This is a genomic window from Streptomyces sp. Y1 (assembly GCF_041053115.1).
GTDB lineage: Bacteria > Actinomycetota > Actinomycetes > Streptomycetales > Streptomycetaceae > Kitasatospora > Kitasatospora rubellomurina.
In genome coordinates this window covers 7,290,830-7,315,802 of the sequence record NZ_CP163445.1, presented here as the reverse complement: position 1 = coordinate 7,315,802, position 24,973 = coordinate 7,290,830, and the positions used below count along the sequence as shown (strand labels likewise).

General features: G+C 73.4%; 28 protein-coding genes. 14 read left to right on the top strand and 14 right to left on the bottom strand.

The annotated features are described in order from the left end of the window. Positions 1 to 75 precede the first annotated feature (75 nt). From AB2U05_RS31630 to AB2U05_RS31620, 3 genes are all read right to left on the bottom strand, one after another. Complete coding sequence (locus AB2U05_RS31630) at positions 76 to 972, bottom strand: hypothetical protein (RefSeq protein ID WP_052707529.1); 897 nt, start codon at positions 970 to 972, stop codon at positions 76 to 78. 166 nt (positions 973 to 1,138) lie between these two features. After that, positions 1,139 to 2,350 carry an acyl-CoA dehydrogenase family protein gene (locus AB2U05_RS31625; RefSeq protein WP_045700112.1) on the bottom strand — a complete coding sequence of 404 codons (1,212 nt, stop codon included), beginning with the start codon at positions 2,348 to 2,350 and terminating at the stop codon, positions 1,139 to 1,141. 3 nt (positions 2,351 to 2,353) lie between these two features. Beyond that, a complete protein-coding gene (locus AB2U05_RS31620; RefSeq protein WP_369185019.1) occupies positions 2,354 to 3,376 on the bottom strand; it encodes a phosphotransferase family protein in 1,023 nt (340 codons plus the stop codon). Positions 3,377 to 3,472: 96 nt separating this feature from the next. Between AB2U05_RS31620 and AB2U05_RS31615 the strand changes: the two genes are divergently transcribed. Then, positions 3,473 to 3,637 carry a hypothetical protein gene (locus AB2U05_RS31615; RefSeq protein ID WP_167352951.1) on the top strand — a complete coding sequence of 55 codons (165 nt, stop codon included), beginning with the start codon at positions 3,473 to 3,475 and terminating at the stop codon, positions 3,635 to 3,637. A 54-nt stretch (positions 3,638 to 3,691) separates the two neighbouring features. Here AB2U05_RS31615 and AB2U05_RS31610 read toward each other — a convergent pair whose 3' ends face one another. Genes AB2U05_RS31610 through AB2U05_RS31595 form a run of 4 tightly spaced genes read right to left on the bottom strand, consistent with a single transcriptional unit; the run spans position 3,692 to position 5,218 of the window. Next, positions 3,692 to 3,898 carry a DUF397 domain-containing protein gene (locus AB2U05_RS31610; RefSeq protein ID WP_369185018.1) on the bottom strand — a complete coding sequence of 69 codons (207 nt, stop codon included), beginning with the start codon at positions 3,896 to 3,898 and terminating at the stop codon, positions 3,692 to 3,694. A gap of 29 nt (positions 3,899 to 3,927) precedes the next feature. Beyond that, positions 3,928 to 4,134: a DUF397 domain-containing protein gene (locus tag AB2U05_RS31605; protein WP_078860440.1), complete on the bottom strand. Its 207-nt coding sequence runs from the start codon at positions 4,132 to 4,134 to the stop codon at positions 3,928 to 3,930. A 46-nt stretch (positions 4,135 to 4,180) separates the two neighbouring features. Next, complete coding sequence (locus AB2U05_RS31600; RefSeq protein ID WP_369185017.1) at positions 4,181 to 4,390, bottom strand: DUF397 domain-containing protein; 210 nt, start codon at positions 4,388 to 4,390, stop codon at positions 4,181 to 4,183. A gap of 3 nt (positions 4,391 to 4,393) precedes the next feature. Further along, positions 4,394 to 5,218 carry a Scr1 family TA system antitoxin-like transcriptional regulator gene (locus AB2U05_RS31595; protein ID WP_369185016.1) on the bottom strand — a complete coding sequence of 275 codons (825 nt, stop codon included), beginning with the start codon at positions 5,216 to 5,218 and terminating at the stop codon, positions 4,394 to 4,396. A gap of 107 nt (positions 5,219 to 5,325) precedes the next feature. On the opposite strand from AB2U05_RS31595, the gene AB2U05_RS31590 reads away from it, so the two are divergent. From AB2U05_RS31590 to AB2U05_RS31560, 7 genes are all read left to right on the top strand, one after another. Beyond that, positions 5,326 to 5,697, top strand: a complete 372-nt coding sequence (locus AB2U05_RS31590) for a recombinase family protein (protein ID WP_369185015.1) — start codon at positions 5,326 to 5,328, stop codon at positions 5,695 to 5,697. Beyond that, a complete protein-coding gene (locus tag AB2U05_RS31585; RefSeq protein ID WP_045712568.1) occupies positions 5,694 to 5,894 on the top strand; it encodes a hypothetical protein in 201 nt (66 codons plus the stop codon). Before AB2U05_RS31590 ends, AB2U05_RS31585 begins: the two co-directional genes overlap by 4 nt. Next, complete coding sequence (locus AB2U05_RS31580; protein ID WP_369185014.1) at positions 5,891 to 6,097, top strand: hypothetical protein; 207 nt, start codon at positions 5,891 to 5,893, stop codon at positions 6,095 to 6,097. The genes AB2U05_RS31585 and AB2U05_RS31580 overlap by 4 nt, the downstream gene beginning before the upstream one ends. A 210-nt stretch (positions 6,098 to 6,307) precedes the next feature. Next, positions 6,308 to 6,769: an I66 family serine proteinase inhibitor gene (locus AB2U05_RS31575; RefSeq protein WP_369185013.1), complete on the top strand. Its 462-nt coding sequence runs from the start codon at positions 6,308 to 6,310 to the stop codon at positions 6,767 to 6,769. Positions 6,770 to 6,872: 103 nt separating this feature from the next. Beyond that, positions 6,873 to 7,334, top strand: coding sequence for an I66 family serine proteinase inhibitor (locus AB2U05_RS31570; RefSeq protein WP_045691829.1), 462 nt, complete (start codon positions 6,873 to 6,875; stop codon positions 7,332 to 7,334). Positions 7,335 to 7,453: 119 nt separating this feature from the next. Then, complete coding sequence (locus AB2U05_RS31565) at positions 7,454 to 7,801, top strand: hypothetical protein (protein WP_045691830.1); 348 nt, start codon at positions 7,454 to 7,456, stop codon at positions 7,799 to 7,801. 132 nt (positions 7,802 to 7,933) lie between these two features. Further along, complete coding sequence (locus tag AB2U05_RS31560) at positions 7,934 to 9,049, top strand: low specificity L-threonine aldolase (protein WP_369185012.1); 1,116 nt, start codon at positions 7,934 to 7,936, stop codon at positions 9,047 to 9,049. Between the two features lie 10 nt (positions 9,050 to 9,059). Here the strand turns inward: AB2U05_RS31560 and AB2U05_RS31555 are convergent, their stop codons facing one another. Together AB2U05_RS31555 and AB2U05_RS31550 are read right to left on the bottom strand one after the other, a co-directional pair. After that, a complete protein-coding gene (locus tag AB2U05_RS31555; protein WP_369185011.1) occupies positions 9,060 to 11,090 on the bottom strand; it encodes a hypothetical protein in 2,031 nt (676 codons plus the stop codon). Then, positions 11,087 to 11,503, bottom strand: a complete 417-nt coding sequence (locus AB2U05_RS31550) for a hypothetical protein (protein ID WP_369185010.1) — start codon at positions 11,501 to 11,503, stop codon at positions 11,087 to 11,089. The genes AB2U05_RS31555 and AB2U05_RS31550 overlap by 4 nt, the downstream gene beginning before the upstream one ends. A gap of 445 nt (positions 11,504 to 11,948) precedes the next feature. Here AB2U05_RS31550 and AB2U05_RS31545 point away from each other — a divergent pair, with 445 nt between their 5' ends. Both AB2U05_RS31545 and AB2U05_RS31540 read left to right on the top strand, forming a co-directional pair. Then, a complete protein-coding gene (locus AB2U05_RS31545; RefSeq protein WP_369185009.1) occupies positions 11,949 to 13,391 on the top strand; it encodes a hypothetical protein in 1,443 nt (480 codons plus the stop codon). A 141-nt stretch (positions 13,392 to 13,532) separates the two neighbouring features. Further along, positions 13,533 to 13,916 (top strand): antibiotic biosynthesis monooxygenase, encoded by a 384-nt coding sequence (locus AB2U05_RS31540; protein ID WP_369185008.1) that lies wholly within the window; start codon positions 13,533 to 13,535, stop codon positions 13,914 to 13,916. An 18-nt stretch (positions 13,917 to 13,934) separates the two neighbouring features. Here the strand turns inward: AB2U05_RS31540 and AB2U05_RS31535 are convergent, their stop codons facing one another. Next, positions 13,935 to 14,669 (bottom strand): SDR family NAD(P)-dependent oxidoreductase, encoded by a 735-nt coding sequence (locus AB2U05_RS31535; protein WP_369185007.1) that lies wholly within the window; start codon positions 14,667 to 14,669, stop codon positions 13,935 to 13,937. 1 nt (position 14,670) lies between these two features. Beyond that, on the bottom strand, positions 14,671 to 15,648 hold the full coding sequence (locus AB2U05_RS31530) for a GlxA family transcriptional regulator (protein ID WP_369185006.1): 978 nt from the start codon (positions 15,646 to 15,648) through the stop codon (positions 14,671 to 14,673). 157 nt (positions 15,649 to 15,805) lie between these two features. Here AB2U05_RS31530 and AB2U05_RS31525 point away from each other — a divergent pair, with 157 nt between their 5' ends. Continuing rightward, on the top strand, positions 15,806 to 16,351 hold the full coding sequence (locus tag AB2U05_RS31525; RefSeq protein ID WP_369185005.1) for an MOSC domain-containing protein: 546 nt from the start codon (positions 15,806 to 15,808) through the stop codon (positions 16,349 to 16,351). Between the two features lie 58 nt (positions 16,352 to 16,409). After that, positions 16,410 to 16,760 (top strand): hypothetical protein, encoded by a 351-nt coding sequence (locus AB2U05_RS31520; RefSeq protein WP_369185004.1) that lies wholly within the window; start codon positions 16,410 to 16,412, stop codon positions 16,758 to 16,760. 24 nt (positions 16,761 to 16,784) lie between these two features. On the opposite strand, the gene AB2U05_RS31515 is transcribed toward AB2U05_RS31520, so the two are convergent. Both AB2U05_RS31515 and AB2U05_RS31510 read right to left on the bottom strand, forming a co-directional pair. Beyond that, on the bottom strand, positions 16,785 to 17,189 hold the full coding sequence (locus AB2U05_RS31515; protein WP_369185003.1) for an SRPBCC domain-containing protein: 405 nt from the start codon (positions 17,187 to 17,189) through the stop codon (positions 16,785 to 16,787). Continuing rightward, a complete protein-coding gene (locus AB2U05_RS31510; protein WP_369185002.1) occupies positions 17,186 to 17,503 on the bottom strand; it encodes an ArsR/SmtB family transcription factor in 318 nt (105 codons plus the stop codon). The genes AB2U05_RS31515 and AB2U05_RS31510 overlap by 4 nt, the downstream gene beginning before the upstream one ends. A 207-nt stretch (positions 17,504 to 17,710) precedes the next feature. Between AB2U05_RS31510 and AB2U05_RS31505 the strand changes: the two genes are divergently transcribed. Together AB2U05_RS31505 and AB2U05_RS31500 are read left to right on the top strand one after the other, a co-directional pair. Then, complete coding sequence (locus tag AB2U05_RS31505) at positions 17,711 to 19,462, top strand: hypothetical protein (RefSeq protein ID WP_369185001.1); 1,752 nt, start codon at positions 17,711 to 17,713, stop codon at positions 19,460 to 19,462. Between the two features lie 277 nt (positions 19,463 to 19,739). Then, on the top strand, positions 19,740 to 22,922 hold the full coding sequence (locus tag AB2U05_RS31500) for a BTAD domain-containing putative transcriptional regulator (protein ID WP_369185000.1): 3,183 nt from the start codon (positions 19,740 to 19,742) through the stop codon (positions 22,920 to 22,922). Between the two features lie 54 nt (positions 22,923 to 22,976). Here AB2U05_RS31500 and AB2U05_RS31495 read toward each other — a convergent pair whose 3' ends face one another. Further along, a complete protein-coding gene (locus AB2U05_RS31495; RefSeq protein ID WP_369184999.1) occupies positions 22,977 to 24,803 on the bottom strand; it encodes a serine/threonine protein kinase in 1,827 nt (608 codons plus the stop codon). Between the last annotated feature and the right edge of the window lie 170 nt (positions 24,804 to 24,973).

Below are 24,973 nucleotides of genomic sequence, written 5' to 3'. Positions count from 1 at the left end.
CGTCATACCGGGGAGCCAACTCCCCGGGGCATACCCCGGTATGACACCCGGCCGGGCCGCGGACCTCCCGGTCGTCTAGAGGGTGGACCAGGAGGACCAGGAGCTGCCCGGCGAGACCTGCCAGATGTGGTGGATGGCGGAGTGGAGGACGAGGCCGAAGGCTTCGAGCCGGCCGTCCGCGTTCCGGCCGATCCCGGGATCGCCGACCAGTCCGCCGCCCAGGCTGGCGAAGCCGGTCCAGCTGTCGGGGTCGTTGGGCGCGGTCTGCCAGGCGTGCTGGAGGTCGTTGCTGCGGCCGATCGAGAACGCCTCCAGGCGGCCGTCCTGGTTGACCGCGGCCCCCGCGCAGCCGATCGGGAAGTCACCGCCGAGCGAGTGCAGCGGGGTCCAGCCGCCGACCGCGTGGGGCGAGCTCGGCGGAAACTGGTAGCAGGTCTGCATGTCGGCGGAGTTCGCGCCGAGGACGAAGGCCTGCAGCAGGCCGTCCTGGTTCCGGGCGGCCGCCGGGCTGCCGGCCAGCGGACTGCCGAGGGACTGCCATCCGGTCCACTCCCCTTCGGCCGTCACCCAGATGGTGTCCACACTGCCGTCGACCCCCTGCGCGAAGACCTGCACGCCCCCGTCCGGGCGTGCCACCGCGCAGGGGTTGGCGTGGACGTACAGGCCTCCGGACGGGCCGCCGCCGAGGGACTGCCAGCCGGACCAGCCGCCGCCGGGCGAGGTCGTGTTGGTCGTCCGCAGGTCGGCCTTGCTGCCGATGGCGAAGACGTACAGGTTGCCGTCCGGCTTCAGGACGGCCGCCGGATCACTGACCAGCGGGTCGCGGTTGATGTTCCCGCCGATGTTCTGCCAGCCGGACCAGCCGTTGCTCGGGGCGGTCTGCGCGTCGGTCGACACGGTCCCGTCCGTGTTCACGAACACCTGCAGGCGGCCGTCCTGGTTGCTGACGACGGCGGGACGCTGATTGGCCATGGGTGGTGACCCCGATTCTGTGGTTCGTCGCGGACTCCGCTGGGAGCGGGTGCCACACACCCTTCGCCAGTCCGGTCGGAACAACCGGGTTGCCACGCGGCCCGGTCACTCGGAGAGCGGGCGCCCCCGGCGGCGGATCACCGGCCGGGGGCACCCGCCCGCTGCCCTACGCGTGGCGGCGCAGCTCGCGGCGGGCGAGCGAGCGCTTGTGCGCCTCGTCCGGGCCGTCCGCCAGGCGCAGGCTGCGCATGCCCGCCCACAGTTCGGCGAGCGGGGTGTCCTGGCCGAGCCCGGCGCCGCCGTGCGCCTGGACGGCCTTGTCGAGGATCCACTCGACGGTGAGCGGGGCCGCGATCTTGATCGCCTGGATCTCGGTGTGGGCGCCCTTGTTGCCGACGGTGTCCATCAGCCAGGCGGTCTTGAGGCCCAGCAGGCGCAACTGCTCGATGCGGATGCGGGATTCGGCCACCCAGTCCTGGACGACGCCCTGCTCGGAGAGCGGACGGCCGAACGCGACGCGGGCGTTCACCCGGCGGCACATCAGCTCCAGCGCCCGCTCGGCGATGCCGACCGCGCGCATGCAGTGGTGGATCCGGCCGGGGCCGAGGCGGGCCTGGGCGATGGCGAAGCCGGAGCCCTCCTCGCCGATCAGGTTGCCGACCGGCACCCGGACGTTCTCGAACACCAGCTCCGCGTGCCCGCCGTGGTCGTTGTCGTCGTAGCCGAAGACGGTCATGCCGCGCTTCGCGGTGACGCCCGGGGTGTCGCGCGGGACGAGGATCATGCTCTGCTGGCGGTGCCGCTCGGCGGACGGGTCGGTCTTGCCCATCACGACGAAGATCTTGCAGTCCGGGTTCATCGCGCCGGTGATGTAGAACTTGCGGCCGTTGACGACGTACTCGTCGCCGTCCCGCTCGATCCGGGTCTCGATGTTGGTGGCGTCCGAGGAGGCGACCTCGGGCTCGGTCATGGCGAAGCCGGAGCGGATCTCCCCGTCCAGGAGGGGGCGCAGCCAGCGCTCGTGCTGCTCGGGGGTGCCGAAGTCGGCGAGGAGTTCCATGTTGCCGGTGTCGGGGGCCGCGCAGTTGAGCGCGATCGGGGCCAACTTGGGGCTGCGGCCGGTGATTTCGGCAAGTGGGGCGTACTGGAGGTTGGTCAGGCCGGCGCCGTGGGAGCCGGGGATGAAGAGGTTCCAGAGGCCCTGCTTGCGGGCTTCGGTCTTCAGCTCGGCGACGATCGGCGGGGCGGTCCAGGGGGTGCGGGCCGGGTCGGCGAGCTGGTCGGCGAAGACCGGTTCGGCGGGGTAGACGTGCTCGTCCATGAAGGTGAGGAGCCGGTCCCGGAGTTCGTTCGTCCGGGCGTCGTAGGCGAAGTCCATCGGTCAGTTCTCCTTGAGGGTGCGCAGGCCGTGCCGGGCGAGGATCGGGGCCATCTCGCCGGCGCGGTCGAAGCCCGCGCCGAGGGTGCGGCCCTGCTGGAAGCGGAAGTGGATGCCCTCGGCGACGACGGCGAGCTTGAAGGACGCGAAGGCCACGTACCAGTCGAGGTCCTTGGCGTCGCGGCCGGTCAACTCGGCGTACCGGGCGACGAGTTCGTCCGGCCTGGGGAAGCCGGGGGCGGTGGCGGCGGAGGGGATGATGCCGCCGCCGACGCCGGCGAGTTCGGTGTACATCACCAGGAGGCCGATGTCGGTGAGCGGGTCGCCGAGGGTGGACATCTCCCAGTCGAGGACGGCGGCGAGGGCGTCGTGGTCGTCGACGAGGACGTTGTCGAGGCGGTAGTCGCCGTGGACGAGCGCGGGGGCGGGCGAGGCGGGGAGACGCTCGGCGAGGAGGGCGTGCAGGCGGTCGACGTCGGGAAGGTCGCGGCTGCGGGAGGCGGCGAGCTGCTTGGACCAGCGGCGCAGCTGGCGTTCCAGGTAGCCGTCCGGGTGGCCGAAGTCGGCGAGGCCGACTGCGGCGGGGTCGATCCGGTGGAGGGCGGCGAGGGTTTCGACGAGCCGGCCGCCGAGGGCGTGGACGCGCTCGGCGCCCAGGGCGGCGAGGGGGGCGACGTCGCGGTGGGCGGTCCCGGCGACGAACTCCATGAGGTACCAGGGCGCGCCGAGGGTGTCGGAGTCGGGGTCGAGGAGGAGGGTGCGCGGGACGGGGACATCGCTGCCGTGGAGCGCGGTCATCACTCGATATTCGCGCCCCATGTCGTGCGCAGTGGCCAGGACGTGCCCGAGGGGCGGTCGGCGCAGGACCCAGCGCGAGAGGCCGTCCGTGAGGACGTACGTGAGGTTCGAGCGGCCGCCCTCGATGAGCTCCGCCCGCAGCTCGCCGTCGACGCCCCCGGGCAGCTCCCGGTCCAGGTGAGCGCGGAGTTTCGGGAGGTCCAGGCCGGGCGGATGGTTCTCGATCATCGAGCGGCTCCTCTGGGTACGTGACTAAGCGCTTGCTTAGCATTGATCCGAGCGAGGCCGGCTGTCAATGGCCCAAGGGCGGAGTAGAAAGGAGGGATGGGAAGACAGGCGGTGGTCGCGGTCTACGTGGTCGCGCTGGTGGCGGTGATCGTCGGCGTGGACGTGCTGTTCTTCAGGGACAGGCTCTGGGAACGGCTGCTGGTGAACGTCGGCATCGTGTTGGTGTTCACGGCGTTCTACCTGAGGTTCGGCAAGAGGTGAAAACGATCGGCGGCCGGATAGCAGGAAGCTATCCGGCCGCCGACATGCGGAAGGTCAGAGGTCGCCGAACTCCCCGGCGGCAGCTGCGGCGACGAAGGATCGCCAAGCCGCAGCAGGGAAGACGAGGACCGGCCCCTCAGGGTCCTTCGAGTCACGGACGGGCATCACGCCGGCGAAGTCCGGCGCCACCTCGACGCAAGAGCCGCCGTTACCACTATGGCGGCTCCTCACCCACCGAGCACCGACCAGGTCAACGGTCATCATGGAGCTCCTTCCGGCAACCCCCGAGGTCAGAAGCTGCCGAAGTCACCGGCAGCGGTCGCGGCGACGAAAGACCGCCAAGCCTCAGCCCGGAACACCAGCACCGGCCCCTCGGGATCCTTCGAATCACGAACAGGCATCACACCGGGGAAGCCCGGCGCCACCTCGACGCAAGTGCCGCCATTACTGCTGTGGCGACTCTTCACCCACCGAGCGCCAGCCAGATCAAGGACCATCGTTGAGTTCCTTCCTTCTTGCGCGAATAGCGGCGGGTACCTGGGGTCAGCTACCGCCGAACTCCCCGGCGGCCGTCGCGGCGACGAACGATCGCCACGCCTCGGCCGAGAAGACGAGAGCGGGCCCTTCCGGGTCCTTCGAGTCACGGACGGGCGCGACACCGGGGAAGTCCGCCGAGACCTCCACACAGGTACCGCCGTTGCCGGAGTACGACGACTTGAACCAGGAAGCGCGGGATAGATCAGGGCGGGTCATGGGTCAAAGTTCCTTTCGGGCCTTGCGAATCAGGGCGAGGGATGCAGCTCTGGTCAGCGCTTCCACCCGCAACCGATCGTAGGCCCTTTCCCACTCCCTGACAGTCTTGTCTTCCCGCACGACATAGCCCTGATCCGCCGATTCGGTGTAGCCGACGACAGAACGGTCCACAAACGTCAACAAGGTGACGACGGAACGGAAAGGCATGGGCTCGGCCGAGGAGTACGGCGCCACCTGGAAGACCACGTAAGGCCTGGACGCCATCTCGGCAAGGTGATCGAGCTGCGCACGCATCGTTGCGGCGCCGCCCACCGGACGACGGAGCACACCCTCGTCTATCACCGCATGGATGACCGGCGGCTCGGCTCGCTTGAGCAGCCGCTGCCGCGCGAGCAGAAACCTCACTCGCTCGTCGGCCTGATCCGGCGTGCTGTTACCGCGATCCACTGCCGCCGCTTCGATCGCTGAGGCGTAGGCCTTGGTCTGGAGCAGCCCAGGGACGAGAACCGGTTCGTAGACCCTGATCTCCGACGCACGGGCCTCCTGCGCAGCGTGCTCCGGGAAGCCCTCCAGGAACCCCTTCTTCCGCATCCCGACCCACATGATCTCCAGCGTGTGCCCCGTCCCGAGCGCCTTGTCGGCCGCCCTGACGAAGTCCCGGCTGGTGGATTTGCGTCCGGTTTCGACGGCGGAGATGTAGCTGTCCGAGTACCCCATCACCTCGGCCAGCTTCTGCTGGGTCCAGCCCAACGCCTCGCGCGAGCTGCGGAGCAGCGCGCCGAAGGATTCGCGGGGAGATGACGTCGGGTCAAGTTCCTTGCGGTTCACGGCTTCACTTCCAATTCCACTTGAGCCGTAGACAAGTTGAACGGCTTCCCAGCTTAGTCGAGAGTGTGCACCGCCGGTAGTCGCATTACTACGGAGAGGAGCGAACCGTGCACATCCCCACGCCCCCTGAGTCCCTGCACGCCCCCCGAGTTGAGGTCGTCACCGATCGCCTCCAGGTGGTCATCTACCTGGCCAGGAACGGCTCCACCTTCCCCGAGCGCGAGATGCGCAGCTGCGAGTCCTACGCGCTCGCGTTCCGCTGGAACGTCTCCCTGATCGTGGTCGACGACTCCATCCACACCACCGCGCCCGAGCGCCGGCCCATGCTCCAGGCCGCGCTCCACCGCGTCCGGAGCCGCGACGCCGACGCGATCCTCGTCCCCGCCAGGTCCGTCATCTCCCCGATCGTCGGGGAGTTCGACGAGTTCTCCCGGCAGGTCGAGAAGGCCGGCGGCTTCGTCCAGGTGGCCACCCGATGACCGCCCCCGGCCGCAGCCGCTACGGGATCATCCCCGCCGACCCGCCGGCCGGCGTCTCCTTCTCCGTCTGGGTCGTCCGCGACCACCGCACCGGGGACCTCGTCAAGGCCCTCCCGCCGCGCCCCGAACCACTCCGCTTCTACTCCTACGCCCACGCCCAGGCCTGGGTCCACAAGAACGAGCAGCCCACCCCGTGAACCCCCGCCCCCGCTACGAAACCCGCCTCATCGACGCCCGCAGCCCCCACTTCCTCCTCCTGGAGTGCTGGGGCATCTGGGACCGCACCCGCCACGACTACCTCCGCGCCCCCGGCTCCACCCACCGCATCCGCCGCTTCTACACCCTCGCCGCCGCCCAGGCCCACCTCCTCACCCTCCACCTCCTCCGCACCCCCGCCTAGGGCTCCATCCGGACGACGCCCCGTTCGAGTGGTCCGCGCGCCGGACCACTGCGAACGGCCCGCCCCACCGGCCGTCCCGGCCGCCCCCGGGTCGCACCGAGCGGGCGGCCCCTCCCACCCCGCCCTAGCCTGACGTCACCGACCGCTCACGTACCGGCACGAACACCCACGCACCCGTGCCGCCGCGATCCGACCAAGGAGACAAGCACCATGGACCAGTTGAACGGTCTCTACCAGCTGTTCATCGGCGGGGCGCCGCTCAGCGTCATCGACGACAAGCTCGTCGCGCTGGTCGGCGGTGGCCCCGACAACCCGAACCCCGTGATCTGGAAGATCCAGCCCGCCGAGCTCGCCGGCCGCAACGCCGTCGTCATCTCCACCGAGGACGAGGCATCGGGGTGGGTCAACGCCAAGCCCGGCGAGCAGAAGCAGATCGAGATCCGCCCGCTGGTCACCTTCGAGACGTTCCCGCCGACCTTCCCCACCGACGAGGTCTTCCTGGCCAAGCCCCTCTACGACGGCCCGAAGGGCGCCTTCACCCTGCGGTCCGCGGCCGACGACGGGCTGGTCGGCCGCAACAAGATCGAGGACACCTTGGCGAGACCCAAGGCCGTCTACGCGAACACCGATGACCGCGACGCGTTCGTGGTCGCCGTGGCCGTCGAGACCTGAGCGGCCCACCCCCCTCCACCACCTGAAGCCACCGACCACGCACGCACCGGCACGAACACCGACGCGCCCGTGCCGCCGCGATCCGACCAAGGAGACAAGCACCATGGACCAGTTGAACGGGCTCTTCAAGCTCTACATCGGCGGGGCGCCGCTCAGTGTCGTCGACGACAAGCTCGTCGCGCTGCTCGGCGAACACGACCAGCGGCTGGCCGTGATCTGGCGGATCCAGCCCGCCAAGCTCAACGGCCCCGACGCCTTCGTCATCTCCACCGAGAACGAGTCCTCGGGGTGGGTGAACCCCAAGCCCGGCGCGCGGGAGCAGATCGAGATCCGCCCGCTGATCGCCCTCGACTCGCTCCCGCCGACCTTCCCCACGGAGGAGGTCTTCCGACTCAAGCCCCTCTACGGCGAGGGCCCCGAAGGCGCCTTCACCGTCCGGTCCGCGGCCGACGACGGGCTGGTCGGCCGCCGGCTGGCCGAGGACAAGTCCCTGTTGCCCAAGGCCGTCTTCTCGGACACCGACGACCGCGACGCCTTCGTCGTCGCCGTGCCCGTCGGGAGCTGAGCCCCCTTCCTCCAGCTCAGCGGTCTTGCCGACGATAGGGTCGGCGGCATCGACAGGAGCAGGGGGAAACGGCGTTGAAGATCTTCTCGCGACGGGGACGGAAGCCGCGCCTGGAGCGCGTGTGCCAGAAGGTCCGGCGCGAGTACGCGCCCGGTGAGCAGGAAGCCCTGATGATCGGGATCCTGCGCGGCACGCCCGACGACGTCCAGTGGCACGAGCGGTACGACGCGGCCTCGGACCTGGAGGAGTTCCCCTCCGACGCGGTGGTGGCGGCCCTGGCCGAGTTCGCCTGTGATCCGACCCAGCCGGACGAGACCTTCGTCGCCCTGTGCGCCGAGTCGATCGCGGGGATCTGGGTCCACCGCGGCGCCGTCGACCACGACCTCCTGTCCCGGCTGACCCCGTGGGCCCGGCGCGAGGCCGAGGCCACGGTGGCCCACCGGGCACCGGAGCTGCTGACCCGGTGATCCCGCGCCGGCACGGCCGAGGCAGCCGACCGGCCGGTCCGGGCCGGTGACCGCCCGCGAGGCGGCCCGGCCCGGGCGCCCCGGCGACGAAAATCCCTGGCCCGGCCGACCGGTTGCCCGCACAATCGCCGGGTGACCCATGACGACCTCACCCCCGCCCAGCGCCGCCGCGCCGCCCGCCGCGCCAGCAAGCGCTTCCTCTCGGACGGCCCCCTCCTCACCATGCGCGACCGGCTCGACGCCATCGTCGGCGCGGACGGGCTCGACGAGCTGCCGGACTTCTACGCCACCGACGGGCCCGTCCGCGAACTGGAGCAGCGCACCGCCGAGTTGCTCGGCACCGAGGACGCCGTCTTCTTCCCCACCGGCACCATGGCCCAGCAGGTCGCCCTGCGCTACGGCGCCGAGCTGACCGGGCACCGGACCGTCGCCATGCACCCGCTGTGCCACCTGGAGCAGCACGAGCGGCAGGCCTACCACCAGCTCACCGGCCTGCGCGCGCTCTGGCCCACCACCGAGCACCGCCAGCCCACCCCCGCCGAACTGGCCGCCCTGGGCGAGCCGCTGGGCACCCTGACCGTCGAACTCCCGCTGCGCGACGCCGGGTTCCTGCTGCCGAGCTGGGACGAACTCGTCGAGCTGACCGGCGCCGCCCGCGCCCTCGGCGCCCGGGTGCACTTCGACGGCGCCCGGCTGTGGAACACCACCACCCACTTCGGCCGCTCCCTGGCCGAGATCGCGGCGCTCGCCGACAGTGTCTACGTCTCCTTCTACAAGGACCTCGGCGGCATCAGCGGCGCCGCGCTGGCCGGCACCGCGGAACTGGCCGCCTACGCCCGCGCCTGGCGCCACCGGATGGGCGGCACGGTGTTCCAGCAGTGGCCCGCCGCCCTGGCCGCGCTGCACGGCCTGGACACCGTCCTGCCCCGCATCCCGGGCTTCACCGAGCACGCCGCCACCCTCGTGCCCGCCCTGGCCGCCCTCCCGGGCGCCCGGATCAACCCGGTCGCGCCGCCGACCCACGACTTCCAGCTCTGGCTCCCGCACCCGGCCGAGGCGCTGAACGCGGCCGTCGTGACCCTCGCCGAGCAGGACGGCACATGGTTCATCGGCCCCTGGGCCGACGCCGCCCCGGGGCTGGCGATGGCCGAGGTCCGCCTGGGCGCGTCGGCGCTCGATTGGACCCCGGAGGAGGTCACCCGCACCGGCCTCCGCTTCCTGGACCTGGCGGCCGCGCACGGGCGGTGAGGCGGTCCGTTCACTCGTCGGGGCACACCGGGAGGATCACCTGCAGGCTGGCGAGGTCGCTTCGATACGCTTCGATTCCGGCAAGTAGGCCGACCGCGGTCGGGTTCTCGTCGTAGTCGGTGCCGTCGCTGGCGAGCCTGTTGCCCGCGCGTTCCTGGGCGTCGGCCTGGGTGCTCAGTTCGTCGGCCCGGTTCTGCAGCACCGACTTCACGTGGGGATCGGTGGCCTCGGCGGCCGCGTCGCCCAGGCCCGTGGCGGCCCGCCGGTAGTGGGCCGCGAGTTCCTGGGGTGTCATCACGCCGTTCGGGTTCCGGCCATCGAGCGAGTGGTACGCCGTGGAGCATCCCGCCGGGCTGCCGGGGCTGCTGGCCGCCACCACCGCCACCGTCGTCGCGCCCCCGGCCACCGCGACCGCCGTCACCACCGCGACGGCCGGCTTCGCCTGCGCGAGATGCAGCAGCTTGCGGCCGATCCGGCCGACGTGCCGGCCGATCTGCCCGGCCGAGGCCGCCTGCCCGGCGCCGGTCGCGGCCGTCACGGCCGTCACGGCGGCCTGCCCGGCGGTGGAGGCGAGGAAGGCCAGGGCGGCGGCCGCCGCGATCCGGTCGCCGTCCAGGAGCCGGCGGGTCTGCTCGCCGGTCCGCAGGTAGAAGTCCAGGTCCTCGGTCAGCCCGGCCTGGGAGGCCGCCACCCGCCCGAGGGCGTACAGCTGGACCGCCGCGCGCCGGTGGCCGGCGCGCAGGGCGAGCGGGGTGGTGGCGCGGACGAACCGGGAGGCCTCCGCCCGTTTGCCGGCCGCGTCGAGCCCGTGCGCGACGGCGAGCAGCAGCTGTGGGTCGGGCGGGGGCAGCCCGGGCCCGGCGGCACGGGCGAGCAGGGCGAGGATGCCCTCGGCGGCGGTGGTCGCCGGGGTGGGCGGCCACCCCTGGGCCCGGACGGCGGCGTCCGCGTCCGCGGTGATCCGGTACTCGTACCCGTCACCGTGGAGGGTGACGAGGCGCCGGTCGTACAGTTCCGCGCCGCAGGCCGTGGTGTACGGGTTGCCGGTGACGGCCGCGAACCAGGCGACGTGCAGCGGCGATCCGAAGGTGGCGAGAGCGACCAGGACCTGCCGGGCCGGTTCGCTCAGGGCCACCGCCAGGATCTCGGCCTGCTGAAGGGGGCTGACCTGCCCGGGGTCGACCGGGCCGGGGCGGTCGAAGGGCGCTTCGGCCGCCCGGGCGCGCCAGTCGTCGGAGCCGCGGATGAACGCGGCGTACTGGAGCAGGCGCTGCGGCCGGCCCTCGGCCATCCGGTAGGCCTGGTCGAACTGCAGGTTCTGCAGCCCCACCGGGCCGAGCGGGAGGCCGAGTTCGGCGCCGAGCAGCTCGGCGGCGGCGGCCCGGCCCAGCGGCTGGACGTGGTGGACCGTGTCGGGGCTGTTCGTCAGGGTGCGGTACGGCGAGGTGAGCAGGAAGGTGCAGCGCGGGAACGTCTGCTGCAGCCGGGCGAGCTCCGCTCCGCTCAACGCGCAGTCGACGAGGGTGAAGTGGGCGGACACCTTGGCGACGGCGGCGCGCAGCAGGTCCTCCTCGACGCCGCGCAGGAACTCCTTGCCGAAGACCTGCCGCGCCAGCCGGTCGTAGACGGCGGCCAGGGTGTCGGCCGGGCCGGCCTGCGGCAGCAGCACCGCGCCGCGCCGGCCGTGCGCGCCCAGGCGGCCGGTCACCTCCAGCGCGATCGCCTGCCTGCCGACGCCCGGCACGCCGTACAGCTGCACGCTCCGGCCGCTGCGGAGCTGGTCGGTGACCTGCCGGACCAGCTCCTCCCGGCCGAACAGCGGGCGCCGCAACGGGGGCTTCAGGACGTCGAGTCGGCGGAGGGGGAGCTCCAGCAGGCCGGGCGTGCCGGTGAAGCGGTTGTCGATGTAGACGACGTTCATCGCGTGGTCGCCGGAGCTGATGACGCCCTGGTTGTCGCCGTGGCTGACGATCGGCCGGTGACCGGGCCGGTCCCCCTCGGGCCGGTCCCCCTCGGGCTGTCTCCCCTCGGGCGTCCTCACCGGCGCTGGACGTTCACGGCGTTGTCGCCGCTGGAGACGATGCCGCTGTTCGCGCCGCCCACCGCGATGCTCCGCTCGCCGGAGGCCTGCACGCTCGGGCCGGCGGCCGGCAGCAGCGCCGCCAACTCGGCGGCCAGCCCGGGGTCTTCGGTGAGCACTCGCCGCAGCTGGCGGCGCAGCACGACCACCGTGTCCGGGTCCTCGGCGGCCTCCGCGAGGTCGGTCACGGCGGCCACCACGGGCTCGGGCCGCGGGCTCCGGCGCAGGATCCGGTTCAGCAGCCGCTGCCCGAGCCGTACGGTCGCGTCGGCGGCCTCGTCCTCCGCCCTGGTGAGCACTCCCGCGCCGTAGGCGCCCACCGCGGCGCTCACGGCGGGCACGACCTGACCGAGCAGCGCGTCCAGTTCCAGCATGGCTCTCCCAGGGGCAGCGGCACGTCCGTGTCGGGTGCACCTCAGGAGGTTACCCACCGCTCGCGAGTCATGAACTCGCCGTACCAGTAGGGATGTTGACGGAAGGAAACTGATCGGCAGCCGGACCGCCCCGGCCGCCGGGTGCCGATGGCGGGCCGGAGCGGTCCACGGAGTGGTCAGGCGCTCGTGCCCGGCCGCGGGCTCGGCTAAAGTCCCCGGCATGACCCTGCTCGTGAGCCGCCGCCATGTCGACCATGGCCTCGCCACCACCACAGGCTGTCGCCGCGTCGGCTGACGCGGCCCGCACTCCGCCGACACCTCGTCCGTCGCGCGGGGCCGGCCGCTCCGGATCCAAGCCGAGCGGCCCCCGTTCCCGCGCGCCCGCGGAGGACGGCGACCGGCCGCTGGGCTCCCCCTCCCCTCGACCCCTGGAACGGGACCCTTCATGCCTGTGCGCACCACACGTGCCCTCCGTGCCCTGATCCTCGCCACCGTGACGGCGCTCTGCCTGCCCGCCACCGCCGCCCGCAGCGCGAGCGGCGACTTCGGGCCGCTGCCGCCGCAGAACCCCGCCACCGCCGCGAACGGCACCGCGACGATGCACGGGGACAGCGCCTCCAGCGACACCACGCCCTATGCCGGACCGGGCAGCGGCACCGTCCACCGGAGCCGCACGGCCCTCGCCTCGGCCTGCCCGACCGTGGTGATCGGCAGCGACCGCCGTCCGGTGGCCCTCTGCACCACGATCTTCGGGCGGACCCCGACCGTGCACCTGCTCGACCCCGCCACCGGCGCCGACCTCGCCGCGCTGGAACTGCCCAAGGGCAGCCTGTTCGGCGGGGTCTACGCCTACCTCGACAACACCGACGCCCTGGTCGTCGTGGACGGCGACGCCAACCTCCTGCGCATCGGCCACCACCCCACCGCCGCCGGCTGGACGTTGACGGTCGACCAGTCGACGCCGCTCGTCGCGTCGATCCCGTCCGGGGACAGCATCGTCGGCCTCAGCCCCGGCTGGGACGGCCGGGTGTGGTTCGCCACCGCGAGCGGAGTCATCGGCACGGCCGACACCTCCACCGGCTCGGTGCGGACCATCAGCACCGGAGAGGGCGTGCAGAACAGCATCTCCACCGTCCCCGGCCACACCGCCGTCGCCACCGATCACGCGCTCTACCTGCTCGCCGAGGCGCCGGACGGCACCCCGACCGTCGAATGGCGCGCCCCCTACGACCGCGGTCCCGGCCGCAAGCCCGGCCAGTTGAGCTGGGGAACCGGCGCGACTCCCAGCTTCTTCGGGCCCGGCACCGGCACGGAGTACGTCACCATCACCGACAACGCCGCGCCGCACGAGAACCTGCTCGTCTACCGGGTGGCGGGCGGCCCGACCCCCGTCTGCACCACGCCCGTGCTCACCCAGTACCCGGCGAGCGGGACCGAGGACGCCGTCATCGCCTCCGGCCGCAGCGTCTTCGTCACCAACACCTACGGCTACCCGTACCCCGCCCTCCCGGCCGGCGCCCCCGCCAGCGTGCCGGCCTCGGCCGGGTTCGACGGCGGCCTCAGCCGCGTCGACCTGGACGCCGACGGCAACGGCTGCCACCCGGTCTGGAACAGCGACGTCAAGTCGGCCGCGCTGCCGCGGCTCTCGCTCGCGGACGGGAAGATCTACACCGTCACCGTCAGCGGCCCGACCGGCTCCGTGGGCGCGCAGACCTTCGCGTCCTACTCCTACGCCACCGTCGATCCCGCCACCGGCGCCCAGCTCTCCAGCTCCTGGATCGGCCTCGGGCTGCTCTACAACCCGCTGCAGATGACCGGCACCACCGGGGCGGACGGGACGCTCTACCAGGGCACCGAGACCGGGGTGCTGCGGGTGACCCGCGGCTGACCGCGGACCGCGGAGCCGTCCCGGGACCGGCCGGGACGGCTCCGGGACGGCTCCGGAGGCGGGGTTGTCAGGACGGGCGGGCGCGCGGGATCGTTCGGGGAGGTACTGCCCGCCAGCCCGCCAGCCCGCCGGAGGACCTTCGTGACCGACGCCGCGCCCGCCTCTCCCCCGTCGCCCGCCTCGCCCGCCTGTCCCGCCTCGCTGCCCGAACCGCCCTACTACGCCGTGGTGTTCACCGCCGTCCGGACGGAGGGCGACCACGGCTACGCGGCCCGCAACGAGCGGATGATGGAACTGGCCACCGCCCGGCCGGGGTTCCTCGGGATCGACTCCGCCCGCGGCGCGGACGGCCTCGGGATCACCGTGTCCTACTGGCGCGACGAGGAGTCGATCGCCGCCTGGCGCGAGGACGCCGAGCACACCCTGGCCCGCGCGGACGGCCGCGAGCAGTGGTACGCCTCGTACGCGCTGCACGTCGCCAGGGTCGAGCGCGCCCACGCCTTCACCCGCCCGGCGGGCGCGTAGCCGGCACCGCTCGGCGGCCTACATCCCCCCGGCCACCCGGAGGATCGCCCCCGTCGCGTACGAGGCGTCGGCGGAGAGCAGCCAGGAGACGGCTGCGGCGATCTCCTCGGGCTGCCCGGCGCGGCCCATCGGGATGGCGGAGGCGACCTTGCGGGGGCGCTCCGGGTCCTGGTGGAAGTCCGTCCAAATGGTGCCGGGGGCGACGCAGTTGACCCGGATGCCCTGGGCGGCGACCTCCTTGGACAGGCCCACCGTCAGCGCGTCCACGGCGGCCTTGGCGGCGGCGTAGTGGACGTACTGCCCCGGGCTGCCGAGCGTGGCGGCGGCCGAGGAGATGTTGACGATCGCGCCGCCGCCGCTGCCGGCCATCTCCCGGACGGCGCGCCGGGCGCACAGTAGGTAGCCGAGGACGTTGACGTCGAGCGCCCGGCGGATGCCGGCCGGGTCCGCGTCCGCCAGCGGGCCGACCGGGCCGCCCGTCCCGGCGTTGTTCACCAGACCGGTGACCGGCCCGAGTTCGGCGGCGCGGTCGAAGAGGCCGTCGACGTCCGTCTCCTCGGCGGTGTCCGCGCGGACGGTGACGCACCTGCGGCCGGACTGCCGGACCGACTCGGCGACCGACTCGGCCGCCTCGGCGTCGGAGTGGTAGCCGAGCGCGATGTCGTGCCCCTCCGCGGCGAGGCGCCGGCAGATCGCCGCGCCGATCCCGCGGCTGCCGCCCGTGACCACCGTGACCAGGTGCTGCGTTTCCACGTCAATCCTCCAGATCTGTACGGGTGTTCGCCGCGCCGAAGCGCTCGCGGTACTCGCCGGGGGCGATGCCGACGCGGCGGTGGAAGGTGCGCCGCAGGGTCTCGGCGGTGCCGAAGCCGAGGCGGCGGGCGAGGGCGGCGACCGGCTCGTCGGCCTCGGTGAGCGCCCGCCGGGCCGCCTCCACCCGGACGCGCTCGACGTAGGCGGCTGGCCCCATGCCGAGTTCGGCGGTGAAGCGGCGTTGCAGGTGACGCGGGCTGAGGCCGGCCCGGTCGGCCAGGGAGGCGACGGTGTGCCGGGCGCCGGGCTCGTCCTGGACGGCCCGGACGGCGGTGCGCACCGGGTCGCTGGCCGGCTGCGCCGACCACAGCGGCACGCTGAACTGCGACTGGTTGCCCGGGCGCCGCAGGTACAGCACCATCTCGCGCGCGGCGGCGAGCGCGAGCTCCGGGCCGTGGTCGTCCTCGACCAGGGCGAGCGCGAGGTCCATGCCGGCGCTGACCCCGGCCGAGGTCCACACCCGGCCGTCCCGGAGGAAGATCGGGTCGCAGTCGACCGTCAACTCGGGGTGCTCCTCGGCGAGTTGCCGCGCCCTGGCCCAGTGCGTGGTGACCCGCCGCCCGGCGAGGGCCCCGGTGGCGGCGAGCAGGAGCGCGCCGCTGCACACCGAGGCGACCCGCCGGGCACCGGCCGCCGCGGCGGCGATCCAGGCGACGAGCCCGGGGTCGCGGCGCGCCTCGGCCACGCCCGCGCCGCCGACCACGACGAGGGTGTCCAGCCCTTCGGGGGCGAGGTCGCCGATGCCGTGCTCGGCCAGCATCGGCAGGCCGCTGGAGGAGCGGACCGGGCCGGCCTGCGGCGCCACCACCCGGCAGTCGTAGCCGCCGGCCGCCTGCTGGGCGTAGTGGAACACCGCATGCGGGCCCACCAGGTCGACCGCCTGAAACCCCTCGAACACCACGAACACCACCCGACGCATGACAGCAGGCTGCCTGACCTGCGCGAACGGCGTCAACGACGGGCACCCCACGGATCGCGCCACCGCGCCCCGGGCGGGGCGCTGCACCGAACTCCCGTAGGCTCCGAGGCGATCAAAGGCGATCATCCGATCATCGCACCTGTTGTGGAGGATCCCCATGCACGGAACGGTCACCTCGGTCAGCCGCAGCGCCGAGTACACCTTCACCAAACCGACCTGCGAGAGCATCACCCTGCTCGCCGGCCTCGGCGTCGAGGGGGACGTGCACGCGGGGGTGACCGTCAAGCACCGCTCCCGGGTCGCCAAGGACCCGACCGTGCCCAACCTGCGCCAGGTGCACCTGATCCACCGGGAGCTGTTCGCCGAGCTCGACGCCAAGGGCTTCCCCGTCCGGCCCGGCGACCTGGGCGAGAACGTCCTCACCAGCGGCATCGACCTGCTCGCCCTCCCCACCGGCACCCTGCTGCACCTGGGCGAGGAGGCCGTCGTCGAGGTGACCGGCCTGCGCAACCCCTGCCCGCAGATCAACGCCTTCCAGCCCGGCCTGCTCAAGGAGGTCCTCCACCGGGACGAGGAGACCGGTGCGGTCGTACGCAAGGCCGGGATCATGAGCGTGGTGCGCCGCGGCGGCGTGGTCCGCCCGGGCGACCCGATCCGCGTGGAGCTGCCGGCCGAGCCGCACCGCCCGATGGAACGGGTCTGACCACACCGCCAGGGAAAAGGCCGAGCGGACCGACACCCGGCCGGGCTACCGTCCTCGCATGGCACCGAGGGCCCCGCGCCGCATCCACGTCGACGGCCGCGACTACCGCTGGGCGGCCCGCCGCCACGACCTCGGCCACGTGACGGTGCGCATCTGGCTCGACCGCCCCGGCCGCCCGGGCCGGGTGCTGGCCGTCACCTGCCGGTTCGACGACCCGTGGCTGCACTACGGCTTCCTGCTCTCCGTCCCGCCCGAGCGGCTCGCCGCGGAGTACCAACTGGAGCCCGTCACCCCGGCCCTGACCGCGGACCTGGTCCGGTCCGGCCTCGCCGCCGGCTGGCAGCCGGAGCAGCCGGGCGAGGCAGCCCGCTTCCTGCTGGAAGGGGACGCGCTCGTCCCCGCGCAGTGACCGCGCCCCCGACGCCCCGCGCCGTCACTCCGCGAGGGCGGGCACGATCCGGCGCAGCACGGCCGGCCAGCCCTGCCCCATCCCCTGGTGCGCCTGACGGCCCATCGGGGTGTCCAGGTCGAAGCCGGTGTGCTCCAGCAGCAGCCGGGTGCCGTGCCCCTCGGGCACCAGCCGCCAGGTCACGGTGGTGTCGAGCGAGCCCGCGGCGAAGCTGTACGCCAGCAGCCGCTCGGGCTCGACCTCGATCACCTCGCAGGGCTGCTGCCCCCACGGCCCCATGTCGAGCGTGAACCAGTGGCCGACCACGGCCTTCACGTCCCCGGCGGCCCACCACCGCGCGTGCAGCTCCGGGTCGGTCAACGCCTCCCAGACCCGCGCGGGCGGGTACGGCAGGAACTCGTCGCAGTGGATCGCGGCCTTCTCGGTCATGAACTCTCCTCCTCGTCCAGGAGCGCGCGCAGCGAACGCATCCGCGCCCGCCAGTACCGCTCAAACGGATGGAGCCACTCCTCGACCTCGGCGAGCGGGCCGGGCTCCAGGTGGTAGTACCGATGCCGCCCACGCGGCTCCTCCCGCACCAGCCGGGCACTCTTGAGCACCGCCAGGTGCTCCGAGACCGCAGGCCTGCTGAGCTCGAAGTCACCGGCCAGCTCCCCCGCGGCCCGCGGCCCGCCCTGGAGACTCTCCAACAGCTTGCGCCGCACGGGATTGGCCAGCGCGCTGAAGACATCGACATCCGCCATGCCCCCACAATGCGTCGAAGTTCCCCGACATGTCAACTTCTCCCGACGCGTTCCGCACATCGCGAGGGGAGCGATGCGGCCAGGTGCAGCCCCAAAGAGGCCAGAAGCAGTTCCTCGATGAGCGCTTGCGTTCTGGATCAGTGCGACGGGTAGTCAGTGGGGCGGCACAGTCATCACTACAGGGGGACGTCCGCGATGCGAGTCCAAATGATGCTCGACCCCGAGCCCCACTCCCGGCTGCGCGAGCTCCTGTGGCAGTTGCACCTCTACAACACCAGCACTCCAAGCGAAGCCGCCGGCGCCTGCGCCGATCCACCGCCTCTGCACGGCACCACGCCACCGCCGGGCGCTTCGGGATGCGCCGCAACCGCCTACCGAAACATCGCGGGACACCTCGCCCTCCCCGTCGATCACCTGTGCAGCGAGTGCCACCTTGCCGTTGTCCAGCACCGGGCGAACCACACCGTCGCACTCACCGATCTGGAGATGCTCGACTCCGCACCACTTCGCACCTTTCTTGACATCGCACTCCTGTTGAACGTCGGAAAAACCCTCGCCGCGTGCGGTGGCGCGGAATACCGCGCCCACATGGCCGACGTCCTACCCATCAGCGAGGGCGACCGCAAACGACCAGTGGCCGTACCCGCCTATTACTCGGTCCTGCGCGGCGAAGTCGATCTGAGAACCGCCGCCGAATCAACCGCGAACTCTCTCATCGGCTGGCGCGTAGGGATGATCTGCGCGGGCATCGGGTACCACGAGGGCTACATGCGGGCCGGAGCACTGAGTATCTTCGATGAGGAGGTCGACAGCGAGGGTGGCCACAACTACGCGACATACGCACGGGAATCGGCAACGCTCCAGGCCTCGGGGCTCGACCCAGGAATCATTTCCTACCAGTGTGCGAATTTGGTTGTCAACAAGCTCACGGAGGCCACCAATCGCCTCTTCAACTCCTGCAGCACTCACCAGAAAATTCCCCTCACCGGCGGAACTGCGATGCTTAGCGAAACCGCCCGACTAGGCGCCGTCGACCTCTATGCCGCTGCCATCAACGGCGTGTCGTACATGGCAGGCCGTCAGTTCGCACCGACTCCCGCAAAGATCACCGCCCTGGCGGACGGGACGTACATGAACGCTTTCATGGACGTCATTCAAGAAGCCGACTGCGGAGAGTACGACAACTCCATCGTCCGCCTCGACAGTGCCTCCCTGCGCGCGGCCGCGTTACGCATCAAGAGCCGCATGGCAGCATGCCTGGCCAGCGGCAACATGTGGTACGCCACCATGGTGACCAACAACGGCCTGTACAGCTGGCTCGACGGACGCCACAACTTCACCACCCGCCTGGCCCGCAGGCTGCGCTCCGACACCCCGCTGCGCGACCGCTTCCTTGCCCCCAACGCGCCGGACACGAGAGATTCGTCGCACCAGGCCCTGCATTCACTGGTCCAGACCTCCTACACGCGACTACGTCGAAACAGCCGGCACCGGGTCCACCTGGCCGGCCGCGCCGCCGACACGGACCGGATCATCACCAACGTCTGTGCAATGGCCGCCTCCAGCCAAAGCGACTTCGTCCGCCTCGGACTGTCCACCGACCTCGCCACAGCCGCCGAACTCATCGCGGCATGCGCCGTCTGGCCGATGGCCCTCGGTTTCTGCACCAGCGGCCCGCTGGAGGTTGATGACCTACCCAGCATTCTGGAGACTCCGGAGTGCGCCGACGCCATCCGCAGCGACGCCCTGAACAAGGTCGCCGCCATGGGGCTCATCACCTACTGGCTGACTTTCGAAGGAGAAGTCTTCGCACCGAACGCCATTGACTACACCAACGGCTTCCTCACCACGACCCCACCGAATCCCTGCGCCGCGGACCTTTCTCACTGGCGCGCTGAAGCTGAAATCACCACCCACCTCCCTCTCCTCCACCTCACACCGAACGGACGCGAGCGGTGACCTGTCGACGCCCGCTGCCCCGGTCGGTCGCACGAGTTCAGGTGCCCCCGGAAGACGGTGTCGAGGCGAGCAGGAGCTTCTCCCGACGCGTCGCACCCCCGGGCCTCGGCGACCCGCCGCGCCGCCGTACCGCCGCAGGTCGCGGCGTTGCGGTCGCCGCCGGGCGGCCGGCTCCCGCCCGGTCCGCCGGGAGCAGCCTGTCGGACGGCCTGACCAGCGGCGATGCGCTCGGTATCATGCGCCGGGCGGTTGGTTTGCGGACGGAGGGGGACGGCCGGTGGGTGGATTGCGGTTCGCGGTGCTGGGGCCGGTGCGGGGGTGGCGGGACGGCGGGGAGCTGGTGCTCGGGTCGCCGCAGCAGCGGAGCCTGCTGCTGTCGCTGCTGCTGAGGGCCAACCACCCGGTGTCGGCCGGTCAGCTCGTGGACGACCTGTGGGGCGAGGAGCCGCCCGCCAAGGCGACCGCGGTGATCCGCACCTACGTCCACCGCCTGCGCCGCATCCTCGGGCCGGACGCGCTCACCTCGCTCGGCGGCGGCTACCTGCTGACCGTCGACCCCGGCGAACTGGACACCCACCGAGGCGAGGAACTGCTGGGCGAGGCCCGGGAGTTGGGCGCGGCCGGGGAGCACGCCCAGGCCGCCGCCGTGCTCCGCTCGGCGCTGGCCCTGTGGCAGGGCGAGCCGATGTCCGGGCTGCCCGGCCCGTACGCCGAGCGGCAGCGCGGCGAGTGGGCCGAGCGCCGGGTGACCGTCCTGGAGGCCTGCCTGGAGGCCGAGGTCGAGGCCGGCCCGTCCGGTGAGGCCGTCGCCGAACTGACGGCCGTCGCCGCCGAGTTCCCGCTGCGGGAGCGGTTCGCCGAGCTGCTGATGCTCGCCCTGTACCGGACCGGCCGGCAGGCCGAGGCGCTGGGCGTGTACCGCACCACGGACGGGCGGCTGCGGGCCGAGCTCGGCGTCGCCGCCGGGCCGGGGCTGCGGGAGCTGCAGCGCCGGATCCTGGCCGCCGACGCCGCCCTGCTGGCGTCCGCGCCGGCCCGGCCGGGCGCGGCCGCGAACCGTCCGCCGTACAAGGCGCCGGTGCGGCCGACCCAGGTCCCGGCCGACCTCGCCGACTTCACGGGCCGCGAGGCGCAGACCGCCGAGCTGCGGGCCGCCCTGCTCGCGCCCGGCGCCGTGCCGGTGGCGACGGTGTCGGGCCTGGGCGGCGTCGGCAAGACGGCCCTGGCCGTGCACGTCGCGCACGGGCTCGCCGCGGACTTCCCGGACGGCCAGCTCTACGCCGACCTGCACGGCGTCGACGGCCGCCCGACCCGGCCCGAGGAGGCGCTGGGCGCCTTCCTGCGCTCCCTCGGCGTGCCGGTGGACGGGCTGGGCCCCGGGCTCGCCGAACGCTCCGCGCAGTTCCGGTCGCTGCTCTCCGGCCGGCGCGTGCTGGTCGTCCTCGACAACGCCCGGGACGCCGAGCAGATCCGGCCGCTGCTGCCCGGCCGGCCCGGCTGCGCCGTGCTGGTCACCAGCCGGGCCAGGCTCGGCTCGCTGCCCAACGCGCACGTCGTCGAACTGCCCGCCTTCGCCCCCGAGGAGGCCCTCGACCTGCTCGGCCGGGTGGTCGGCGAGCAGCGGCTGACCGCCGAGGCGGACACCGCCGGGGAGCTCGTCCGGCTCTGCGGCCACCTCCCGCTGGCCGTGCGCATCCTCGCCGCCCGGCTCGCCTGCCGGCCGGGCTGGACGCTGGCCCGGCTGCTCGACAAGCTGTCCGAGAACCGCCGCCGGCTGGACGTGCTGCGCACCGGGGACCTCGCCGTCGAGTCGGCGTTCCGCTTCGGCTACGACCAGCTGGCACCCGAACAGGCCCGCGCCTTCCGGCTGTTGGCGGTGCCGGAGGTGCCCGACCTGTCGCCGGGCGGGGTCGCCGCGGTGCTGGGCCTGCCCGAGGACGAGGCCGAGGAGCTGGCCGAGTCGCTGGTGGACTGCTCGATGCTGGAGACCGTGCCGCCGGACCGCTACCGCTACCACGACCTGCTGCGCGCCTTCGCCCAGCGGCTCGCGCCGGGCGGCGAGCGGGCGCCGGGCGGCGAGCGGGCGCCGGACGGCGAGCAGGCGCCGGACGGCGAGCGGGCGACGGACGGCGAGCAGGCGCCGGACGGCGAGCGGGCGACGGACGGCGAGCGGGCGACGGACGCCGACCGCCCGGCCGCCGTGCTCACCCGCCTGGCCGTCCGCCTCCACGCCGAGACCGTCGCGGCCCTCGGCCCGGCCGCCACCCGCGCGGCTCTGCCCGGCACCGGGGCGCCCCACGCCCCGGACGCCCGCGCGGTGGCCCGGGGCCGCGCCGAGTTCCCTGGCATCGCCGCCCTGGTCGGCCAGTACGCCGCGCTCCCCGAGCCCGGCCGGCTCGACCTGGTGGCCGAACTCCTGCTCGCCTGCGACCTGTTGTGCGAGACCGGCCAGGCCACCCGGCCGCTCGGGCACGCCGCCAAGGTGCTGCTCCAGGCCGCCCTGCGGCAGGGCGACCGGACGGCCGAGGTCCGGGCCCGACTGGTGCTCGGACGGCTGCTGACCGAGGTCGGCTCCGAGCCCGCGGCCCTCGGCGAACTGCTCCGGGCCCGCGACCTGTGCACCGTCCACCACCTGCCCGGGCCGCTGCTCGCCCTGGCCCACGCCTCGCTCGCCGCCCTGTTCGTCCAGGTCGGCCGGCCGGGCGACGCGGTGGACGGCCTCACGGCGGCGATCGCGGTCTGGGAGCGGCTCGGCGACCGGCGCTCGGTGGCCGCCGAACTGCTCAACCTGGCCCGGGCGTTCACCGAGCTCGGCCGGTTCGACGCGGCGGTCCGGGTGGTCGACCAGTCCCTGCTGATCTGCCACCAGCTCGCCGACCGCGAGCTCCAGGCGCTCGCCCTCGACTCCCTGGGCACCATCGCCCACGACCGCGGCGAGTTCGAGCCGGCCCTGCGCCACCACCGCGCCGCCCTCGCCCTGCTACGGCCGGACGACCGGCGCCGCACGGGCCGCGCGCTGCTGCGGCTCACCGAGTCGCTGCGCGCGGTCGGCCGCGCGGACGAGGCGGTGGAGGCGGCCGGGCGGGCGGTCGAGGTGCTGACCCTCGACGGCGACCGCCGCGGCCGCGGGCTGGCCCTGGCGGCCCTCGGCGACGCGCTTGCCGACCGTGGCACGGGCCGCGTCCAGGTCGGCCCGCAGGACCCGGCGTCCGGCCCGGCGGCAGGCCCGGCGTCCGGCCCGGCGGCGGGCCCGGCGGCGGGCCCCACATCCGACCCGGCGGCCGACTCGGAGGCCGGCCCGCAGGCCGACCTGGACGCGGCCCGGGCTTGCCGGTCGGAGGCCTACGACATCCTGGCCGCCATCGGCTCCCCCGAGGCCGACCGGCTGCGCGCCCTGATCGCCCCCGGCCGGCCCGCCGACCCGCCCCGCCGGCAGTGGCCGTCCTGGCTGCCGGCCTGACGGCCGTTCAGGCGCCCCGGCGGGCCGGGCGGGCCGCGCGGACCGGACGGACGGTCAGGAGAACGTCCACACCTGGCCCTCCCGACCCGGCGTGCAGGTCGCCACGCTGGCCCAGTAGCCGACCCCGGCGGAGGTCAGGCACTCCTTGGTGGCGTGGTTCACGATCTGGTAGGCGCCGTCGGTGACCGGCACCAGGGACCAGATCTGGTTGTCCGCGCCCGGCGGGTTCGCCCAGATCTGCACCTTCCCGGTCTTCACGTCCAGGTCCAGCACCCGCTGGTAGTTGGTGGAGCCGTTGCGCAGGTAGTAGTTGCCCTCGGAGACCTTCTCCAGCCGCCAGTTCTGCGCTTCCGAGCCGTTGACGATGTAGGTGTTGATCCCGTTGCCGTCCACGTCCTTGGAGTAGTAGTTGTCCAGCGCGGCGCCGAGGCTGGTGATCTTCGCCTGCGCGGGCGGCTGCGGCTTCGGCTTCGCGGTGGGCGTCGCGGGCTGCGTCGCCGTCGCGGTGGCCGTGGGCGAGGGCTGCTCCCGGGGCGTGGGCTGGGCGGGCGCGGCCGAGCTCGGCGCGGGGGCCGGTGCCGGGCCGACCCCGGTGGCCGGGGGCGGCAGCGGCGCGGCGGGGGCCTGGGGCGACGCGTCGGGACGGTCGGGCGCGGTGCCGGACGGGACGGGCTCGGGCGACGGCGTGGGGCTCTCCCCCGCCCCGGCCGTCGGCGCCGCCGTCGGCGCCGGAGCGGACGGCTGCCCGGCGAGCGGGTGGTCGGCCGCCGCCGACGCGGTGAGGGGCGGCGCCAGGAGGTCGGCCGAGGGCCGGGCGACGGCGGCGGCGTCCGAGACGCCGTCCCGGTCCGTCCGGATCACCGTCGCGCCGGCGGCGCCGCCCACGCAGAGCAGCGTCAGTGCCGTCACCCCGGCCAGCGTGCGCACCCGGTACCCGGGCCGCCGGGCGTGCCGGGCGGGCGTCCGGGGCCGGTCCGGGGCCGTCGACGCCAGCCCGCCTCCGACGCTCGCCGCGCCGAAGCTCGCCGCACCGAAACCCTCCGCGCCGGGCGCGAGCGCCGCCCGGACCGCCGCGGCCATCGTCGCCGCGTCCGGCCAGCGCTCGCCGGGCTCCTTGGCCATCGCCCGCGCGACCAGCGCCCCCACCGGCGCCGGCACGCCCTCGGGCAGCGGCGGCACGGGCTCGGTCAGGTGCTTGAGGATCACCTCCAGCGCGGTCTCCCCGTCGAACGGCAGCCGGCCGGCCAGGCACTCGTAGAGGACGACGCCGAGCGCGTACAGGTCCGCCGAGGCGGTGACCGTCCCGCTGGAGGCCTGTTCCGGCGCCTGGTAGGCGGCCGTGCCGAGCACCATGCCCGGGACGGTCAGCCGGGCGTCGCAGCCGGGGCGGGCGATGCCGAAGTCCGCGATCACCGTCCGGCCCGCGCCCGCCTGGTCGCCGCGGACCATCAGGTTGGCCGGCTTGATGTCCCGGTGGACGACGCCGGAGCGGTGCGCGGCCTGCAGCGCCTCCAGCACCTGGAGCGCCATCCGCAGCGCCTCGGCCACCGGCAGGGTGCCGCGCCGCTCCAGCACGGCGCTGAGCGGTTCCCCGTCGATCAGCTCCATCACCAGGTAGCCGACCGAGGACCGCCCGTCCGCGGCGCTGTGCCCGTAGTCGTACACGCCGACGATGCCGGGGTGGCGCAGCTGCGCCATGACGCGGGCCTCGGCGTGGAAGCGCTCGGCGAAGCCGGACTCGTCCAACAGCGCCGGCTTGACCACCTTGACGGCCACCCGGCGGCCCAGGACCTCGTCCTCGGCGAGCCACACGTCGCCCATCGACCCGCCGCCCAGCCAATCCACCAGCCGGTAACGGTCGGCGAGCACGGTGTCCTGCATGGTTCTCCCTGAATAAAACCCGAAGACCGGAGTGGATCCGAGGGGGGCCCTCCCGGTTCCACGGGCGCGCCCCCGTTCCGGGTTCACTCGGTCCGGGGCGCCGCGGTCCGGGGGCGCCCTCCGAAGATCATGACACCTGCGAATAATCGCTGACTTGCCGTCACATGAAT

Bases quoted from the DNA above. Each gene is read 5' to 3' on its own strand.
- AB2U05_RS31525 (WP_369185005.1), top strand. From the start codon at position 15,806: ATGCACGGAACGGTCACCTCGGTCAGCCGCAGCGCCGAGTACACCTTC.
- AB2U05_RS31570 (WP_045691829.1), top strand. From the start codon at position 6,873: ATGGACCAGTTGAACGGGCTCTTCAAGCTCTACATCGGCGGGGCGCCG.
- AB2U05_RS31550 (WP_369185010.1), bottom strand. From the start codon at position 11,503: ATGCTGGAACTGGACGCGCTGCTCGGTCAGGTCGTGCCCGCCGTGAGC.
- AB2U05_RS31510 (WP_369185002.1), bottom strand. From the start codon at position 17,503: ATGGCGGATGTCGATGTCTTCAGCGCGCTGGCCAATCCCGTGCGGCGC.
- AB2U05_RS31610 (WP_369185018.1), bottom strand. From the start codon at position 3,898: ATGACCGTTGACCTGGTCGGTGCTCGGTGGGTGAGGAGCCGCCATAGT.
- AB2U05_RS31605 (WP_078860440.1), bottom strand. From the start codon at position 4,134: ATGGTCCTTGATCTGGCTGGCGCTCGGTGGGTGAAGAGTCGCCACAGC.
- AB2U05_RS31520 (WP_369185004.1), top strand. From the start codon at position 16,410: ATGGCACCGAGGGCCCCGCGCCGCATCCACGTCGACGGCCGCGACTAC.
- AB2U05_RS31495 (WP_369184999.1), bottom strand. From the start codon at position 24,803: ATGCAGGACACCGTGCTCGCCGACCGTTACCGGCTGGTGGATTGGCTG.
- AB2U05_RS31615 (WP_167352951.1), top strand. From the start codon at position 3,473: ATGGGAAGACAGGCGGTGGTCGCGGTCTACGTGGTCGCGCTGGTGGCG.
- AB2U05_RS31625 (WP_045700112.1), bottom strand. From the start codon at position 2,350: ATGGACTTCGCCTACGACGCCCGGACGAACGAACTCCGGGACCGGCTC.
- AB2U05_RS31620 (WP_369185019.1), bottom strand. From the start codon at position 3,376: ATGATCGAGAACCATCCGCCCGGCCTGGACCTCCCGAAACTCCGCGCT.
- AB2U05_RS31515 (WP_369185003.1), bottom strand. From the start codon at position 17,189: ATGACCGAGAAGGCCGCGATCCACTGCGACGAGTTCCTGCCGTACCCG.
- AB2U05_RS31575 (WP_369185013.1), top strand. From the start codon at position 6,308: ATGGACCAGTTGAACGGTCTCTACCAGCTGTTCATCGGCGGGGCGCCG.
- AB2U05_RS31630 (WP_052707529.1), bottom strand. From the start codon at position 972: ATGGCCAATCAGCGTCCCGCCGTCGTCAGCAACCAGGACGGCCGCCTG.
- AB2U05_RS31505 (WP_369185001.1), top strand. From the start codon at position 17,711: ATGATGCTCGACCCCGAGCCCCACTCCCGGCTGCGCGAGCTCCTGTGG.
- AB2U05_RS31600 (WP_369185017.1), bottom strand. From the start codon at position 4,390: ATGACCCGCCCTGATCTATCCCGCGCTTCCTGGTTCAAGTCGTCGTAC.
- AB2U05_RS31545 (WP_369185009.1), top strand. From the start codon at position 11,949: ATGCCTGTGCGCACCACACGTGCCCTCCGTGCCCTGATCCTCGCCACC.
- AB2U05_RS31585 (WP_045712568.1), top strand. From the start codon at position 5,694: ATGACCGCCCCCGGCCGCAGCCGCTACGGGATCATCCCCGCCGACCCG.
- AB2U05_RS31530 (WP_369185006.1), bottom strand. From the start codon at position 15,648: ATGCGTCGGGTGGTGTTCGTGGTGTTCGAGGGGTTTCAGGCGGTCGAC.